We start from the raw sequence: 15,716 nt of genomic DNA, 5'->3' as shown, positions 1-15,716 counted from the left end.
GATCAGTCTAAGCTGAGGCGCGCAAACTAGCGTCGTTTGCCCGGACTGTCGACTATCGAACGGCCCAGAGTTTCTCGCGATTGGCCTTGAGACGGGCGAAATCGTCGCCGGCATGATGCGACGAGCGCGTCAACGGGCTGGCCGAGACCATCAGGAAGCCCTTGGCATAGGCAACCGTCTCGTAGGACTTGAATTCGTCCGGCGTGACGAAGCTCATTACCTTGTGGTGCTTGCGGGTCGGCTGCAGGTATTGGCCAATCGTCAGGAAGTCCACATCGGCGACGCGCAGGTCATCCATCAACTGCAGCACTTCGTTGCGTTCCTCACCCAGCCCGACCATGATACCGGACTTGGTGAACATGGTCGGATCGAGTTCCTTGACCCGCTGCAGGAGGCGGATCGAGTGGAAGTAGCGTGCGCCTGGACGCACCGTCAGATAGTTGCCGGGGACCGTTTCCAGATTGTGGTTGAAGACGTCGGGCTTGGCGGCGACCACGCGCTCCAGCGCGCCCGGCTTCTTTAAAAAGTCGGGCGTCAAAATCTCGATCGTCGTTTCCGGCGAAGCGGCGCGGATGGCGAAGATCACCTTCTCGAAATGTTCGGCCCCGCCGTCTTCCAGATCGTCGCGATCGACGGAGGTGATGACGACATGGGAAAGCCCCATCTGCTTGACCGCCTTGGCGACGTTGTCCGGCTCGGCCATGTCAAGCGCATTGGGCTTGCCGGTCGCGACATTGCAGAAGGCGCAGGCGCGGGTACAGATCTCGCCCATGATCATGAAGGTGGCGTGCTTCTTGTCCCAGCATTCGCCGATATTCGGGCAGCCGGCTTCCTCGCAGACCGTGACGAGCTTGTTGTCCTTGACGATCGAACGCGTCTCGGCATAGCCCTTCGAGGTCGGCGCCTTGACGCGGATCCATTCCGGCTTGCGCATCACCTCGGTGTCGGGCTTGTGCGCCTTTTCCGGATGCCGGACGCGAGCCTGCGGATCGTTGATCTTGTCGAGAATGGTAACCACGTGTCGTTACTCCGCGCCGCGTCTGTCAGGCGCTATTAGCATTGATGGCTGTAGGTGAAAACCAGCGTGTCGGTGATCGAGCGTCCCGTCGGCTGGCATCGCTCCATCACCTCACGGTTGCCGCGCAGCGTCACACGGGTCTGATCGCGATCAACCGGACCTTCAACATGGTATTCGAGCGGCGTGCCGGGGCAGTATTTTGAGAAGACCCGCGCCGTGCCCGAATAGCGACCGTTGATGTTGGAACCGTTGAACAGCAGCGTGCCATGGATGACGCCCGCGCCGCGCATGACCTGCTTCGGATGTTCATAGTAAAAGGCGCGCTGGTTGCCCGCGGCCGTCAGGCGCATCAGGGAACCATTGTGGACCCAGCAACTGTCTGCGAGCGCAGCGACAGGCACGAACCCCGACAAGCCTGCGGCAAGCAACGAAATCCGACCAAAGCGCCCTGCAAACATGCAATGCCACCCCTTTGTGGTTGATAAGCTGCCCTAGCGGCGAAGCAGTTTCACCGCGTAGAGAAGCAGACTGGCGCCGACGAAGCTGGTCAGCAGGAAGCCGAGCCAGTCGCCCTGGATCACGACGCCGAAACGCCGGAAGATGGCGGCGGCCACCACCGCGCCGACAATCCCGATGATGATGTTCATGATGATGCCGTAGCGCATGTCCAGGAACTTGCCCGCCATCCAACCGGCAAAGCCGCCGACGATGATGGTCAGGAACCAGCCAATTTCAAACCCAGCCATTGCCTATTCCTTCGCTTCAAAGAGATTCCGCCCCTATATAGGCGGCGGGACCCGGCCCCACAACTCGCCTTTAGGCGTTGAGCGCCCTGCCATAGGCGTCGAGCACGCTTTCCTTCAGCGTTTCGGAAATGGTCGGATGCGGGAAGATCGTGTGCATGAGCTCTTCCTCGGTGGTTTCGAGGTTCATCGCCACGACGAAGCCCTGGATCAGTTCCGTCACTTCCGCTCCGACCAGATGCGCGCCCAGGAGTTCGCCAGTCTTCTTGTCGAAGATGGTCTTGACCATGCCCTGGTCCTCGCCGAGCGCGATCGCCTTGCCATTGGCGACGAAGGGGAAGCGGCCGACGCGGATGTCGCGGCCTTCCGCCTTCGCCTTGGCTTCGGTCAGGCCGACGGAGGCCACCTGCGGATTACAATAGGTGCAGCCGGGGATCTTGGCCTTGTCCATTGGATGGACATTCGGCAGACCGGCGATCTTCTCGACGCAGATGACGGCCTCGTGCTCGGCCTTATGGGCGAGCATCGGCGGGCCGGCCACGTCGCCGATCGCATAGATGCCCGCGACGTTGGTCTTTCCGTAGCCGTCGATGGCGATGAAGCCGCGATCGGTCTTCACGCCGAGCGCCTCCAGGCCGATATTCTCGATATTGGCCTGCACGCCGACCGCCGAGATCATCCGGTCCGCCGTGATCTTCTCGACCGTTCCGTCCTTCTTCTCGACATGGGCGGTGATGGAATTGCCATTCTTCTCGACCTTGGCGACCTTGGCCTCCAGCAGGATCTTCATGCCCTGCTTGTCGAACTGCTTCTTGGCGAAGGCCGAGATCTCGGCATCCTCGACCGGCATGACCTGGCTCATCACCTCGACCACGGTCACGTCGACGCCCATGGTGCGGTAGAAGGAGGCGAACTCGATGCCGATGGCGCCGGATCCCATGACCAGCAGCGACTTCGGCATTGCATCCGGGTTCATCGCCTCGAAATAGGTCCAGATCAGCTTGCCGTCCGGCTCGATGCCGGGCAGCGCACGCGGGCGCGCGCCGGTGGCGATGATGATGTGCTTGGCGGTGTAGGTGCCCTCGCCCAGCGTGTTCTTAGGCAGCGGCGCCTGCGGCTGGACGATCGTCTTGGTGGTCTTGGAGACGACGACTTCGCCGGGCTTGGTGAGCTTGGCCTCGCCCCAGATGATGTCGACCTTGTTCTTCTTCATCAGGAAGCCGACGCCGCCGTTCATGCGCTCGGCAATGCCTCGCGAACGGGCGATGATCGCCTTGAGGTCCGGCGTGATCTTGCCTTCGAGCGTCAGGCCGTAATTCTTGGCGTGTTCGGCGAGATGCAGGACTTCGGCCGATCGCAGCAGCGCCTTGGTGGGGATGCAGCCCCAGTTGGAGCAGATGCCGGCGAGATGTTCGCGCTCGACGATAGCAGTCTTGAAGCCCAGCTGGGCGGCACGGATCGCGGCAATGTAGCCGCCGGGGCCGGAGCCGATAATGAGAACGTCATAGGCATTCGACACTGGTCTTCATCTCCTCTTTGGCGGGTGGGCTCCACCTTTGAGGCGGAGCCCTTCCGGGGGATGAAGACGGACCTGATCAGGCCTTGGTCAGCATCCCGTAGATTTCATCCTTCAGAACCATGCGCTGCTTGCGCATGGTTTCCATCTCGACGTCGCCGACCGGCTCCACTTCGGTTTCCGAACGATGGATGGCGCGGTTCACGTCGCGGTAATCCTCAAGCATCTTGGCAAAACGCTCGTCGCTCACCTTGAGCGCATGCATCTTGTCCGCATATTCCGGAAACTCGTCGTGGATTTCGTGCGGGGTATTCGACATTCGGTATCTCCTCTTGTGTCGGTCGATACCTGTAGCCTATTCACCCGAAAACGCCACTCCCTTGATCTTGATCAACTTTCGCCGGGTATTCGGTCAAATCCCCAGCAGCATGCGCACCACCGGCTCGAGCCCTCGCCCGATCGCCCTCGTGTTGTCGGCGTCGAGATGGATGCCGTCGAGCGGGCTGGTCTGCGCAACCGAACCGGCATCGAAGAAACCGCAACCCGTCTCGTCCGCGAGGTCCCGGTAGAAGCTTGCCAGCATCGCCGATTCGTCGATCGCGCCGCGGAACATCGCCGCGAACGGCGCATTCGCCGTTTCGCAGATCGCCGGCGGCGCGACGATCAGAATCTCCGGCACCTCGAAGCCAAAACCCCAGTCGTGGTGCCGGATCAGCTTGACCAGCCGGTCGATCCCCTTGGTCGCGCCGATCGCCGTGCCGGAAATGCCGCGCTTCATGTCGTTGGTGCCGAGCAGGAGAATCACCAGGTCCAGCGGTTTGTGGCTCTCCAGGACGCTCGGCAGCAGCTTCACGCCGTTGCGTTCGCAGTCGGCGAGATGGTCGTCATAGGCGGTCGTGCGTCCGTTCAGGCCTTCGGCGATCACATTGACCTCAGGCCCGAGTGCGGCACCGAGAACGCTCGGCCAGCGGTCGCCATGCGAATGGCGACCGACCGTTTGCGGATCGTATCCCCAGGTCAGGCTGTCGCCGTAGCACAGAACGGATTTCATCGCCGTCCGCCTCCGCCCTTAGACGAGCATGCCCATCGGGTTTTCGATGTAGCGCTTGAAGGCGCCGAGCAGTTCGGCTCCGAGCGCGCCGTCGACGCAGCGATGGTCGGTCGAGAGCGTCACCGACATGACATTGGCGATCTTCATCTCGCCTTGTCTCACCACCACCCGCTGCTCGCCGGCGCCGACCGCAAGGATCGTCGCATGCGGCGGGTTGATGACGGCGGCGAACTGCTTGACGCCCATCATGCCCATGTTCGACACCGAAGTGGTGCCGCCCTGGTATTCTTCCGGCTTCAGCTTGCGGTCCTTGGCGCGCTTGCCGAGATCCTTCATCTCGTTGGAGATGGCAGACAGCGTCTTCAGCTCCGCATGCCGGATGATCGGCGTGATCAGGCCGCCCGGGATCGACACGGCGACGCCGACATCGGCGTGGCGGTGCTTGACCATGTTGGTCTCGGTCCACGAGACGTTGGCATCCGGCACTTCCGTCAGCGCCATGGCCATCGCCTTGATGATCATGTCGTTCACCGAAAGCTTGTAGGCCGGCGCGCCGTCCTTGCGGGGGGCGGCATCGTTCAGCTGGGCGCGCAGCGCCAGCAGCGCATCCAGTTCGCAATCGACGGTGACGTAGAAATGCGGGATGGTCTGCTTGGATTCGACCAGCCGCTTGGCGATGGTCTTGCGCATGCCGTCATGCGGCACGAGCTCGTAGGAACCCGGCTCGAACAGCTTGAGCACGGCCTCCTCCGACGCGCCCTTGGCCATGGCCGGCGCGGCAGCAGCAGGTGCAGCAGCAGTCGCAGCCGCCGGAGCAGCCTTGGCGCCATCTCCGGCAACGGCCTTCTCGACGTCGCTCTTGACGACGCGGCCATGCGGACCGGAACCCGATACGGCAGACAACTCGACACCGGCTTCCTTGGCCAGGCGACGGGCGAGCGGCGAGGCGAACACGCGTTCGCCGGACTTGGCGACGGGCGCCGGCGTCGAAGGCGCCGGTGCCTTGTCGGTGATCGGTTGAGATGCGGCGGGCGCCGCTTCGGCCTTGGCAGGCGCTGCCTCGGCTTTTGCCGGCGCGGCGGAGCCGCCGCCAGCGGCAGCCGCCGCGACGTCTTCGCCGTCAGCCGCCAGAATGGCGATCAGGGCATTGACCTTGACCGCTTCCGTACCGGCCGGCACGACGAGCTTGGCGACCGTGCCTTCATCGACGGCTTCGACTTCCATCGTCGCCTTGTCGGTCTCGATCTCGGCGATCACGTCGCCGGATTTGACCTTGTCGCCTTCCTTGACCAGCCACTTGGACAGATTGCCCTCTTCCATGGTCGGGGAGAGTGCCGGCATCGTAATGTTGATCGGCATATGCTGACCCTCCCGTTACTTGTAGCAGACGGTTTTGACCGCCTCGACCACTTCGCCGACATTCGGCAGAGCGAGCTTTTCGAGATTGGCGGCGTAAGGCATCGGAACGTCCTTGCCGGCGATCGTCAGGATCGGCGCATCAAGATAGTCGAAGGCCTGCTGCATCACGCGGGTGGCGATTTCCGTGCCGACGGATGACTGCGGATAGCCCTCCTCGACGGTCACCAGGCGGCCGGTCTTCTTCACCGATTCGATGACGGTCGGCAGGTCCATCGGGCGGATGGTGCGAAGGTCGATGATTTCGACGTCGATGCCGTCCTTGGCCAGTTCCTCGGCCGCCTTGACCGCATAGGTCATGCCGATGCCGAAGGAGACGATGGTGGCGTCCTTGCCCACCTTGTGGATCCGCGCCTTGCCGATCGGCAGAACGAAGTCGTCCATCTTCGGCACTTCGAACGAATGACCGTAGAGGATCTCGTTCTCGAGGAAGATCACCGGGTTCGGATCGCGGATCGCGGCCTTCAAAAGGCCCTTGGCGTCGGCCGCCGTATAGGGCTGGATGACCTTGAGGCCGGGGATATGGCTGTACCAGGCGGCATAATCCTGGCTGTGCTGGGCGCCGACGCGGGCAGCAGCCCCGTTCGGGCCGCGGAACACGATTGGCGCGCCCATCTGACCGCCCGACATGTAGAGGGTCTTGGCAGCCGAATTGATGATCTGGTCGATCGCCTGCATGGCGAAGTTGAAGGTCATGAACTCGACGATGGGACGCAGGCCGGCCATGGCCGCACCGACGCCGACGCCGGCAAAGCCGTGTTCGGTGATCGGGGTGTCGACGACGCGCTTGGCGCCGAATTCCTGCAGCAGCCCTTGCGTGATCTTGTAGGCGCCCTGGTATTCGGCGACTTCCTCACCCATGATGAAGACGTCCGGATTGGCGCGCATTTCCTCGGCCATGGCCTCGCGCAGCGCTTCACGCACCGTCATGGTGACCATTGCCGTGCCGGCCGGAATGTCCGGGTCGGCGGCGGCTTCGACCTTGGGTGCGGCCGGCGCCTTGGCGCCACTCGGAAGTTCGTCCTTGGCTTCGCGGGCCTTGCCGCCGGCAGCACCAGCGGTGGCAGCCGGGGTATCGGCATCGGCCTTGGCCGGCTCGGCCGGCTTTGCGGTCCCGAAGTCGGAAGCGCTCTCGCCATCCTGCAGCAGCACGGCGATCGGCGTGTTGACCTTGACGTTCTCGGTGCCGGCGGCAATCAGCAACTTGCCGAGCACGCCTTCATCGACGGCTTCCACTTCCATGGTCGCCTTGTCCGTCTCGATCTCGGCGATCACGTCGCCGGACTTGACGGTGTCGCCTTCCTTCTTGATCCATTTGGAGAGCGTGCCTTCTTCCATCGTCGGAGAGAGGGCGGGCATCAAAATTTCGATCGGCATGGGTTCCCTCCCCGCTTACAGAAGAATGTCGGTGTAGAGCTCGGATACATCCGGCTCCGGATCGGCCTGGGCGAAATCGGCACTGTCGGCGACGATATCGCGGACGTCCTTGTCGATCGCCTTCAGCTCCTCTTCGCTCGCCCAGCCCTTTTCCAGCAGGCGCGCCCGCACCTGCTCGATCGGGTCGTGTTCGGAGCGCATCTTCTGCACTTCATCCTTGGAACGGTACTTGGCCGGGTCGGACATGGAGTGACCACGATAGCGGTAGGTCATCATTTCGAGGATGACCGGACCCTTGCCGGAGCGGCAGTATTCAGCCGCCTGGTCGGCGGCCGCCTTGACCGCGCGCACATCCATGCCGTCGACCTGCAGGCCCGGAATATTGAAGGCCACGCCACGCTGGGCGAAATTCGTCTGCGCCGAGGCGCGCGACACCGCGGTGCCCATGGCATAGCGGTTGTTCTCGATCACGTAGATGACCGGCAGCTTCCACAGTTCGGCCATGTTGAAGCTCTCGTAGACCTGGCCCTGGTTGGCAGCACCATCGCCGAAATAGGCAACCGAGATCTGACCGTTGTCACGGTAACGATTGGCAAAAGCCAGACCCGTACCGAGCGAGACCTGGGCGCCGACGATACCGTGGCCGCCGTAGAAGTTCTTCTCCTTGGAGAACATGTGCATCGAGCCGCCCTTGCCCTTGGACAAGCCGCCACGACGCCCGGTAAGCTCGGCCATCACGCCGCGCGCACTCATGCCGCAGGCCAGCATGTGGCCGTGGTCACGATAGCCGGTAATGACCTGGTCGCCATCCTTCAGCGCCATCTGCATGCCGACGACCACAGCTTCCTGGCCGATGTAGAGGTGACAGAAGCCGCCGATGAAGCCCATGCCGTAGAGCTGCCCGGCCTTCTCCTCGAAACGCCGGATCAGCAGCATTTCGCGATAGGACTTGAGCTCGGCTTCGCGATCGAACTCGGCAATCGCCCCCTCGGTGAAATCCTTCTTGGCTGGTTTGGCAGTGGTCTTGCGACCGGCAGCAGTCGCGGCTTTTCGCGGCGCCATTCATCCCTCCCTGGGCTTATCTCGGGTCTTTGTTGGGCAGTAGAATAGGCAAGAACAGCCCGCTCGGCAATGCCATAAATGCATGGCACACATTCCGCCTAAACCTATGAATCAACGACGGAATTTTAAATTAACTGGATTTCAGTTAATCGAGGTAGACGTCAAAAATGACAATCTCGTCCGGCCGCGACATGTTGAGTTGATATCGCGCCTTCTCATCCATCATGTCTCTCTCGAGCGAGCCATCGCTGAGCAATTCCACCTGCCGCTCCAACTGCTGGCGATGGGCAACCAGCTCGGCCAGTTCGGCACTGCGGACCATCCGCTGCCGTTCGAATTCCTGGCTGGCACGCAAGCCATAGTCGCCATGGATGGAATGATAGCCGAAATAGGACAGAAAGGCGATGGTGACGGCGGGCAGGATGAGACGACCGATCTTTTTCTTCTTATGGTGCCTGGTCCACATGCCGCTCGTGCCCTGAAACGCAAAACTATGATTTCAAAATATCGGCCAGAGCTTAACCGATCGTTGACCGTAACGGCTGGAGCAAAGAAAAAGCCGCGCCCCTTGTGAGGACGCGGCCGCTCAAGCATGACTTCATGCGATCAGGCGCGCAGGATCGACGTACCTGCGTAGCGGGCCTGCGGACCGAGCATCTCCTCGATGCGGATCAACTGGTTGTATTTTGCCAGACGATCCGAGCGCGACAGCGAGCCAGTCTTGATCTGTCCGCAATTGGTGGCGACCGAAAGGTCGGCGATCGTCGAATCCTCGGTTTCACCCGAGCGGTGCGACATGACGGCCGTATAACCCGCCTTGTGCGCCGTTTCGACGGCGTCGAGCGTTTCCGTCAGCGAGCCGATCTGGTTGACCTTGACCAGGATGGAATTGGCAACGCCCATCTTGATACCGTCGCGCAGGCGGGACGAGTTGGTGACGAACAGGTCGTCGCCGACCAGCTGGCAGGAATTGCCGATCTTGTCGGTCAGCGCCTTCCAGCCGTCCCAGTCGTCCTCGGCCATGCCGTCCTCGATCGAGATGATCGGATACTTGGCGGCCAGTTCGGCGAGGTATTCGGCCATGGCTTCCGGCTCGAGGGTGCGGCCCTCGCCTTCCATCACATACTTGCCGTCCTTGAAGAACTCGGTCGATGCGCAGTCGAGCGCCAGATAGATGTCCTCGCCCGGCCGGTATCCGGCCTTCTCGATCGACTTCATGATGAAGTCGAGGGCTTCCGGCGCGCTGTTCAGGCCGGGGGCAAAACCACCCTCGTCGCCGACATTGGTGTTGTGACCCTGGGCCGCCAGTTCCTTGCGCAGGGTGTGGAAGACTTCCGAGCCCATGCGCACAGCATCGCGCATGTTGTCGGTGCCGACCGGCATGATCATGAATTCCTGGAAGTCGATCGGATTGTCGGCATGCGCGCCGCCATTGATGATGTTCATCATCGGAACGGGGAGCATATGGGCGTTGGGGCCGCCGACATAGCGATAGAGCGGCAGGCCGGTGGCTTCGGCGGCGGCCTTGGCGATGGCCAGCGAAACCCCAAGGATGGCATTGGCGCCGAGGCGCGACTTGTTCGCCGTGCCATCGAGCTCGATCATCAGATTGTCGATCTGGATCTGGTTCTCGGCTTCGAGACCACCGATCGCGTCGAAGATCTCGGTGTTGACGGCCTCGACGGCCTTTTCGACGCCCTTGCCGAGATAGCGGCTGCCGCCGTCACGCAGTTCGACGGCTTCATGCGCACCGGTCGAGGCACCCGACGGAACGGCCGCACGGCCCATGCTGCCGTCTTCGAGATAGACATCGACCTCGATGGTCGGGTTGCCGCGGCTGTCGAGAATTTCGCGGCCGATAATGTCGGTGATGGCAGTCATGGGAGCCTCCCTGCTAATGGGTCGGATTGAGGATGGCCTGTCTTAATCGATGATGCGGAAAATACAATGGCAGCGACATGACAGAAGCCGAAAGGCGATAGCGGGCCCTCGCTCCAACGCAAGGCGCCGGCCCTGGGGCCGGCGTCCGTGAAATCCGCAGCTTGCTGCAATCGATGTCAGGCAGCCTTGGCGATCGCGTCGAAGGCTAGCAGCTTTTCCAGCAGGCGCGGCAGGTCCTTGAGGTCGATCATGTTCGGGCCGTCGCAAGGGGCGTTGTCCGGGTCCTGGTGGGTCTCGATGAACACGCCGGCAACCCCGACCGCCACCGCCGCCCGAGCCAGAGTTTCGACGAATTTCCGTTCGCCGCCGGACGATCCACCCTGCCCGCCGGGCTGCTGCACCGAATGGGTGGCGTCGAAGATGACCGGCGCGCCGGTTTCCGCCATGATCGGCAGGGAACGCATGTCGGACACGAGCGTGTTGTAGCCGAAGGACGCGCCGCGCTCGCACAAAAGCACGTTCGAGTTGCCGCTGGCATTGATCTTGTTCAGCACGTTCTTCATGTCCCAGGGGGCGAGAAACTGCCCCTTCTTGACGTTGATCACGCGGCCGGTCTGGGCCGCGGCCACCAGAAGATCGGTCTGCCGGCACAAAAAGGCCGGGATCTGCAGGACGTCGACGGTCGGCGCGACCAGGCGGCAGTGCTCTTCGGTGTGCACGTCGGTGATGACCGGGAAGCCGTATTCCTTCTTGAGATCGGCAAAGACCTCCATCGCCTTTTCAAGCCCGATGCCGCGCTCGGCCGAAAGCGAGGTGCGGTTCGCCTTGTCGTAGGACGACTTGTAGACGAGGCCGAGCCCCAATTCGCGGCAAATCTCCGAAAGCTTGCCCGCAACCATGAAGGCATGGTCGCGGCTTTCCATCTGGCACGGGCCGGCGATCAGCGAAAAGCGCTTGGAATTGGAGAAGACGACCTTGGCGGCTCCTTCGCCAACGACGACTTCGGAATTTGTCGGATTGCTCATCGAACTTCCTCGAATACAAAGGGCACGCCCTGCCCGACCTCATGCGGAACAACCAGGCGCGCGCCGCGGCGGCTGAATACGATGCCCTTAGCAGCGAGCAGCTGTTCTGTCACGCCGATATCGGCAACCTTGATGACGATCAGCCGCCCCTTGAGCCCGCGTCCGCAATCTTCGGTATCAAGCCCGAAATAACCGGACAGCCCGGCCGGTGTCAGGACCTCGACAGTGACATTGGCTGATTGCAGCGAAAGGCCGAAGGAATGGGCCTCGACCGCACGTTGTTCGAAAACTTCCTCCAGCAGGTACTGGAAATCGCTCGGATTGTCCTCGCCGAGCACGACGGTCGACAGGCCGAGCGCGCCGTTTGCGTGTCGCGCCATCGCGCCACGATCGGCCGGCAGCGGATTGACACGCTCGCAGGCAAACAGGAAGAAATCCGGCGCGCGCAGGTCGGCGGCAAAGGCCAGCTTGAAGCCGCCCAGGACCTCCGATCCGTCCGCCATCTTGAACATGCGTTCGAAATGCAGCAACGGACCGGCGGAACATCCCTCCCCAAGGAACCGCCGGTGGTCGGCCTCGGCATCGTCGGTCTTGACGACAATCGCCGACAGACCTTCCGGGCCGTTGCGGAAGCGGAACGCCTGGTCGCGCGCGAGGAAAACATTGCCGGTTTTGGCTGCCGCCTCGCAATCTTCGCGGCTGGCGATCGCCAGCGGCTCCAGATAGGTGTCGTCGGCGAAGAACACGCAGGCATTCTCCGTCCCGAATGGATGTCGCGCATCGGGCGCGACGGTGAAACCCAGTGTCGTCAGGCGCTCTCGCGCCGCCTCGAGCGACTGGACGGGAAGGACGAGGTGGTCGAGACCCCGTGGTACGTTGAGCGCGGACATTCTGCACCTCTGGTCGGCGGGCGTGATGCGGCGGAGGTTTGCGCCATTTGGTCCGTCTTGGCAAGCTGGCCGGCCTGCCCGGATCTTCGTCATAGATCATGCCGGTGCAATGGCTTTGCCCCGGACATGGCATTTCGGAAGAATCTCGTTTCGCATCGCACACTTCACGGAATCTTAGGCACTTGCGGAACACAAATGGAACATATAGTGTATGTTCCGTATTTGTTTCACCAATTGAGGCACCGCAACATGCTGACGCGCAAGCAACAGGAACTGCTTCTGTTCATCCACGAGCGGATGAAGGAATCGGGCGTCCCGCCCTCCTTCGACGAAATGAAGGATGCGCTCGACCTCGCCTCCAAGTCGGGCATCCACCGACTGATCACTGCGCTCGAAGAACGGGGCTTCATCCGGCGCCTGCCGAACCGGGCCCGGGCGCTCGAAGTGATCAAGCTCCCGGAGGCCTATACGTCCAGCTTGCAGCCGCGCCGCGGCTTTTCGCCGAGTGTCATCGAAGGCAGCCTCGGCAAGTCGCCGGCCGTTGCACCAAAAGCCGTCGAGGAGGCCTCGAATTCGGTCAGTGTTCCCGTCATGGGGCGCATCGCGGCGGGCGTGCCGATTTCGGCGATCCAGAACAACACCCACGACATCACCGTTCCGGCCGAAATGCTGGGGTCCGGCGAGCATTACGCGCTCGAAGTCAAGGGCGATTCGATGATCGAGGCCGGTATCCTGGACGGCGACACGGTCATCATCCGCAACGCCTCCAACGCCAATCCCGGCGATATCATCGTCGCCCTGGTCGACGACGAGGAGGCTACGCTCAAGCGCTTCCGCCGCCGCGGCGCATCGATTGCGCTGGAAGCCGCGAACCCGGCCTACGAAACCCGCATCTTTGGCCCGGACCGGGTCAAGATTCAGGGCAAGCTGGTCGGCCTCATCCGCCGCTATCACTGATCGGCTCGATATCCGCCCTGTCGGGAACCGTCGGCTCGAAGACCGCCGGACCTGCGGTTTCCGGCGCGGTTTCGCTGAGGAAACTGTCGCTGCGCCAGTCATAGCGGCGGTGGATCGACCAGGCCCGCGCCGGGCCCTCGAAGGATGTGGCCAGCGCCATTTCGCCGGCACCCTGTCGGCCGAGACGGATTTCGACGGCGCCGCTGCGACGCAGTGTTTCGGCGGTCAAAAGGCGGGCGCCCGAGCGGCAGGCCGAAAAACCCACCCGCCGCGCCGATATGACGATGTCGGCCACGTCGCAGGCACCGCCGACCAAGGCGGGCTCGTCCACCGTGGCGATGGTCCACCCGTCGCGGACCTGCGCCACGCACCACAGTTTTGACGCGCACTGAAATCGTCCCGGCCCGCTAGCCTTGACGGCCTCGCGCATGAGCGCGCGGGCCGCCTGGATCTCCTGTTCCGACCATTGTCGCCTCTGCGCTATCCTGGACGTCTCGCGAGGCTCGCCGGGCGACGCCGCACCGGCGGGCACCAAGGCCGTCGATGGCGGCGGTGTCTTTCGGGGCGGCCCGGTCGCCGCCGCCTGCACGTCCTGTGGTCCGACATGGGTCTTGAGCCTGAGGGCCGCCTGCCACTGGTCGAAGATGAAACGCGGCGGTCGAGCGCGATTGGTTGCGACGCTTTCCGGCGGCCCCGGCAAACCGACCAGCCGGCCGTCTTCCGAAACCAGGATGTCGGGAGCCGGCGTTACGGGGCGCAGGACGAGAATCGCCAAGACGACTGCCAGCACGGCACTGCCGGCATGTCGCAGCCCGGTTCGCAGCAGCGTCAGGAGCAGCAGGCCAAGCGATGCCGTCGGCAGGAACCAGAGGGGCATCCGGGCAAAGCCGATCGGCTCGTCCCAGCCGGCCACCGCGTGCGCGATCACCAGCACCCATTCCAGGCCCAGGCCCATGATCGCCAGGAACGGCTGATCGAGGCCGAAGGGCATCAGCAGCATGGCGATCAGGCCGGCCGGCATGACCATCATCGAGATGATCGGCATCGCCGCGAGATTGGCCTCAAGACCGTGCGGCGCCATGCGGTGGAAATGGGCGATGGCAAAAATGGCCGTCGACAGGCCGCCGATGAGGGAGGTGAGGAATGTGCCGCCGATCAGCTTGCCGCCCTCGCCCAGCAGCCTGGCTCCAGGGAAAGAGAGCCTGAGCCCGCTCCGGCGCGGCCGGCGGCGCCATGCCGCATATCCGGCGATCAGGGCCGCGGTCGCGGCAAACGACATCTGAAAGCTCGGCCCCATCACCGCCGAGGGTGTCAGCGTAATGATGACGATCGCCGCGAGCGACAGGTTGCGCAGGCTGATCGCCGGCCGGTCGAACAAGACCGCGATCAGCATGATCGCGGTCATCAGGAAGGCGCGCACGGCGGACACCTGATAGCCGGAAATGAGGAGATAGGCGAAGGCCGCGACAAGCGCCCCGCCCGCCGCGATCTTCTTGATCGCAATGGCCTGGGCGAGACCCGGCAGCAGGCTGAGCGCCATGCGCAGGCCGACGAAGAATATCCCCGAGGCCAGCGCCATGTTGAGTCCCGAAATGGCGGTGATATGGGCGAGCCCCGAAAGACGAAGCGCCTCGGTGGCCTCCCGCGACATGGCGCGCCGTTCCCCGGTGACGATCGAGGCGGCAAAGGCGCCGGGATCGCCGCCGATCACGTCACGGATGCGGGTCGATATTCCGTCGCGCAGCGAAAAGAGCACGCGTTCACCGGCCGCCCAGCCGGTCTCGCTGTCGTCCGCCTTCTCCCCGCCCTGAAGGCGTGGCGCGCCGAGAAAGAACCCAACTGCGCCGATACCGCTAAAATAGCTCGAGAAGGCAAAATCGTTGAGCCCCGGCAGCGCCGGCCCTGAGGGCGGAGACAGGCGAGCCCGCCCGGTCAGCATTTCTCCGAGACCAGCCGCCTTCTGGCTGCCTCGCGCCAGGAGCGAGACCCGCTCGGGCGGACGCTTCAGCCGTGGTTCTGCGGTGGATGTCACGCGCACCAGATAGCGCCACTCCCCCCGCGGGCCCGCCTCACGCCGCTCGACCACCCCGGTCACGATCGTCGTTACGCCGCTGTCGAGGATCGTCGTCGCCGCCCGCCGCGTCTCCAGGTCGGCCAGCAGCATGCCGGCAAAAACCAGAGCGGCGGCGGCGAGCAGGTGAGCACCGGGGCGATCGCGGATGGCTGCGAACCGACCGGCGCCAGCGAAGACGGCCGACAAGGTGACCAGGGCCGCTGCCGAGGGAGGCCGCCCAAGGGCGAACCATAAGACCGCGCCCGCGCCCAGGAGGACGGGAACGGAGTGGAAGAAGTGGCCGTGATCCTGCTCGAGCGACAATGCGGCGAGGAACCGTCTTCCGCCGTCAGCGACCTTCTCACGGATCCGCTGAATAGGTGAAGCGGTACCGTGCCGGCCTTGATCCGCCGGTACCGGTGGCGCGCGCGCGACCGGGGCCGGCGGCGCTGCGCCGCCAACCTCGCTCAAGCCGGCTCCCCGATCGGTGACAACCGCCACGTCCCGCTCCCCGCCCGCCCCTTCCGGCGACACATCCGCCGAAGTGAAGGGGCGACACCCTGCACGGCAGGCTAGCAAGCAATGCGTGCACGGGAAAGCTGTTTCCCGCCAAAATTCATCAATCGATTTAGGTTAATTGATTTTACAGTATAATCGCTTTTGCAATGCACAATTTGCCCTTTGGCTAGCTTGGCATTAACGTCCGTATCATATAGCTACATCCCTA

At 63.2% G+C, this 15,716-nt stretch carries 15 protein-coding genes; 1 reads left to right on the top strand and 14 read right to left on the bottom strand.

All coding sequences use genetic code 11. The annotated features are described in order from the left end of the window. Positions 1 to 52: 52 nt before the first annotated feature. The 13 genes from lipA to DYZ14_RS10625 form a co-directional block, all read right to left on the bottom strand. Positions 53 to 1,018 carry a lipoyl synthase gene (lipA, locus tag DYZ14_RS10685; protein WP_154720654.1) on the bottom strand — a complete coding sequence of 322 codons (966 nt, stop codon included), beginning with the start codon at positions 1,016 to 1,018 and terminating at the stop codon, positions 53 to 55. A gap of 35 nt (positions 1,019 to 1,053) precedes the next feature. Beyond that, a complete protein-coding gene (locus tag DYZ14_RS10680) occupies positions 1,054 to 1,368 on the bottom strand; it encodes a hypothetical protein (protein ID WP_210209284.1) in 315 nt (104 codons plus the stop codon). A gap of 141 nt (positions 1,369 to 1,509) precedes the next feature. Next, positions 1,510 to 1,764 carry a GlsB/YeaQ/YmgE family stress response membrane protein gene (locus tag DYZ14_RS10675; RefSeq protein ID WP_154720653.1) on the bottom strand — a complete coding sequence of 85 codons (255 nt, stop codon included), beginning with the start codon at positions 1,762 to 1,764 and terminating at the stop codon, positions 1,510 to 1,512. A gap of 70 nt (positions 1,765 to 1,834) precedes the next feature. Further along, positions 1,835 to 3,280, bottom strand: a complete 1,446-nt coding sequence (lpdA, locus tag DYZ14_RS10670; RefSeq protein WP_154720652.1) for a dihydrolipoyl dehydrogenase — start codon at positions 3,278 to 3,280, stop codon at positions 1,835 to 1,837. Between the two features lie 76 nt (positions 3,281 to 3,356). Further along, complete coding sequence (locus DYZ14_RS10665) at positions 3,357 to 3,596, bottom strand: YdcH family protein (protein ID WP_154720651.1); 240 nt, start codon at positions 3,594 to 3,596, stop codon at positions 3,357 to 3,359. Between the two features lie 93 nt (positions 3,597 to 3,689). After that, the gene (locus DYZ14_RS10660) at positions 3,690 to 4,328 is read right to left on the bottom strand and encodes an SGNH/GDSL hydrolase family protein (protein WP_154720650.1); all 639 of its coding nucleotides are present in this window, start codon (positions 4,326 to 4,328) and stop codon (positions 3,690 to 3,692) included. A gap of 18 nt (positions 4,329 to 4,346) precedes the next feature. Further along, positions 4,347 to 5,687 carry a pyruvate dehydrogenase complex dihydrolipoamide acetyltransferase gene (locus DYZ14_RS10655; RefSeq protein ID WP_154720649.1) on the bottom strand — a complete coding sequence of 447 codons (1,341 nt, stop codon included), beginning with the start codon at positions 5,685 to 5,687 and terminating at the stop codon, positions 4,347 to 4,349. Between the two features lie 15 nt (positions 5,688 to 5,702). After that, a complete protein-coding gene (locus DYZ14_RS10650) occupies positions 5,703 to 7,121 on the bottom strand; it encodes a pyruvate dehydrogenase complex E1 component subunit beta (protein ID WP_154720648.1) in 1,419 nt (472 codons plus the stop codon). Between the two features lie 15 nt (positions 7,122 to 7,136). Continuing rightward, positions 7,137 to 8,183 (bottom strand): pyruvate dehydrogenase (acetyl-transferring) E1 component subunit alpha, encoded by a 1,047-nt coding sequence (gene pdhA, locus DYZ14_RS10645; protein WP_115669380.1) that lies wholly within the window; start codon positions 8,181 to 8,183, stop codon positions 7,137 to 7,139. Between the two features lie 145 nt (positions 8,184 to 8,328). Continuing rightward, entirely contained in the window at positions 8,329 to 8,649 is a 321-nt protein-coding gene (locus DYZ14_RS10640) for an FtsB family cell division protein (protein ID WP_154720647.1), read from the bottom strand. A gap of 140 nt (positions 8,650 to 8,789) precedes the next feature. Further along, positions 8,790 to 10,064 (bottom strand): phosphopyruvate hydratase, encoded by a 1,275-nt coding sequence (gene eno, locus DYZ14_RS10635; RefSeq protein ID WP_154720646.1) that lies wholly within the window; start codon positions 10,062 to 10,064, stop codon positions 8,790 to 8,792. 176 nt (positions 10,065 to 10,240) lie between these two features. Continuing rightward, a complete protein-coding gene (gene kdsA, locus DYZ14_RS10630; protein ID WP_154720645.1) occupies positions 10,241 to 11,089 on the bottom strand; it encodes a 3-deoxy-8-phosphooctulonate synthase in 849 nt (282 codons plus the stop codon). Continuing rightward, entirely contained in the window at positions 11,086 to 11,979 is an 894-nt protein-coding gene (locus tag DYZ14_RS10625) for a VOC family protein (protein WP_154720644.1), read from the bottom strand. Before DYZ14_RS10625 ends, kdsA begins: the two co-directional genes overlap by 4 nt. Before the next feature lie 249 nt (positions 11,980 to 12,228). On the opposite strand from DYZ14_RS10625, the gene lexA reads away from it, so the two are divergent. After that, the gene (gene lexA, locus DYZ14_RS10620; protein ID WP_115669375.1) at positions 12,229 to 12,936 is read left to right on the top strand and encodes a transcriptional repressor LexA; all 708 of its coding nucleotides are present in this window, start codon (positions 12,229 to 12,231) and stop codon (positions 12,934 to 12,936) included. Here the strand turns inward: lexA and DYZ14_RS10615 are convergent. Further along, a complete protein-coding gene (locus tag DYZ14_RS10615) occupies positions 12,917 to 15,490 on the bottom strand; it encodes a ComEC/Rec2 family competence protein (protein ID WP_154720643.1) in 2,574 nt (857 codons plus the stop codon). The genes lexA and DYZ14_RS10615 overlap by 20 nt on opposite strands. Positions 15,491 to 15,716 lie beyond the last annotated feature (226 nt).

Source organism: Ciceribacter sp. T2.26MG-112.2, assembly GCF_900492205.1.
Classification (GTDB): Bacteria; Pseudomonadota; Alphaproteobacteria; order Rhizobiales; family Rhizobiaceae; genus Allorhizobium; species Allorhizobium naphthalenivorans_A.
This window is presented reverse-complemented; position numbering and strand designations above follow the sequence as displayed.

Coding starts and splice junctions, on each gene's coding strand:
- DYZ14_RS10650 (WP_154720648.1), bottom strand. CDS start 7,121: ATGCCGATCGAAATTTTGATGCCCGCCCTCTCTCCGACGATGGAAGAA.
- kdsA (WP_154720645.1), bottom strand. CDS start 11,089: ATGAGCAATCCGACAAATTCCGAAGTCGTCGTTGGCGAAGGAGCCGCC.
- DYZ14_RS10640 (WP_154720647.1), bottom strand. CDS start 8,649: ATGTGGACCAGGCACCATAAGAAGAAAAAGATCGGTCGTCTCATCCTG.
- DYZ14_RS10655 (WP_154720649.1), bottom strand. CDS start 5,687: ATGCCGATCAACATTACGATGCCGGCACTCTCCCCGACCATGGAAGAG.
- pdhA (WP_115669380.1), bottom strand. CDS start 8,183: ATGGCGCCGCGAAAAGCCGCGACTGCTGCCGGTCGCAAGACCACTGCC.
- DYZ14_RS10625 (WP_154720644.1), bottom strand. CDS start 11,979: ATGTCCGCGCTCAACGTACCACGGGGTCTCGACCACCTCGTCCTTCCC.
- eno (WP_154720646.1), bottom strand. CDS start 10,064: ATGACTGCCATCACCGACATTATCGGCCGCGAAATTCTCGACAGCCGC.
- DYZ14_RS10665 (WP_154720651.1), bottom strand. CDS start 3,596: ATGTCGAATACCCCGCACGAAATCCACGACGAGTTTCCGGAATATGCG.
- DYZ14_RS10660 (WP_154720650.1), bottom strand. CDS start 4,328: ATGAAATCCGTTCTGTGCTACGGCGACAGCCTGACCTGGGGATACGAT.
- lexA (WP_115669375.1), top strand. CDS start 12,229: ATGCTGACGCGCAAGCAACAGGAACTGCTTCTGTTCATCCACGAGCGG.
- DYZ14_RS10675 (WP_154720653.1), bottom strand. CDS start 1,764: ATGGCTGGGTTTGAAATTGGCTGGTTCCTGACCATCATCGTCGGCGGC.
- DYZ14_RS10680 (WP_210209284.1), bottom strand. CDS start 1,368: ATGCGCCTGACGGCCGCGGGCAACCAGCGCGCCTTTTACTATGAACAT.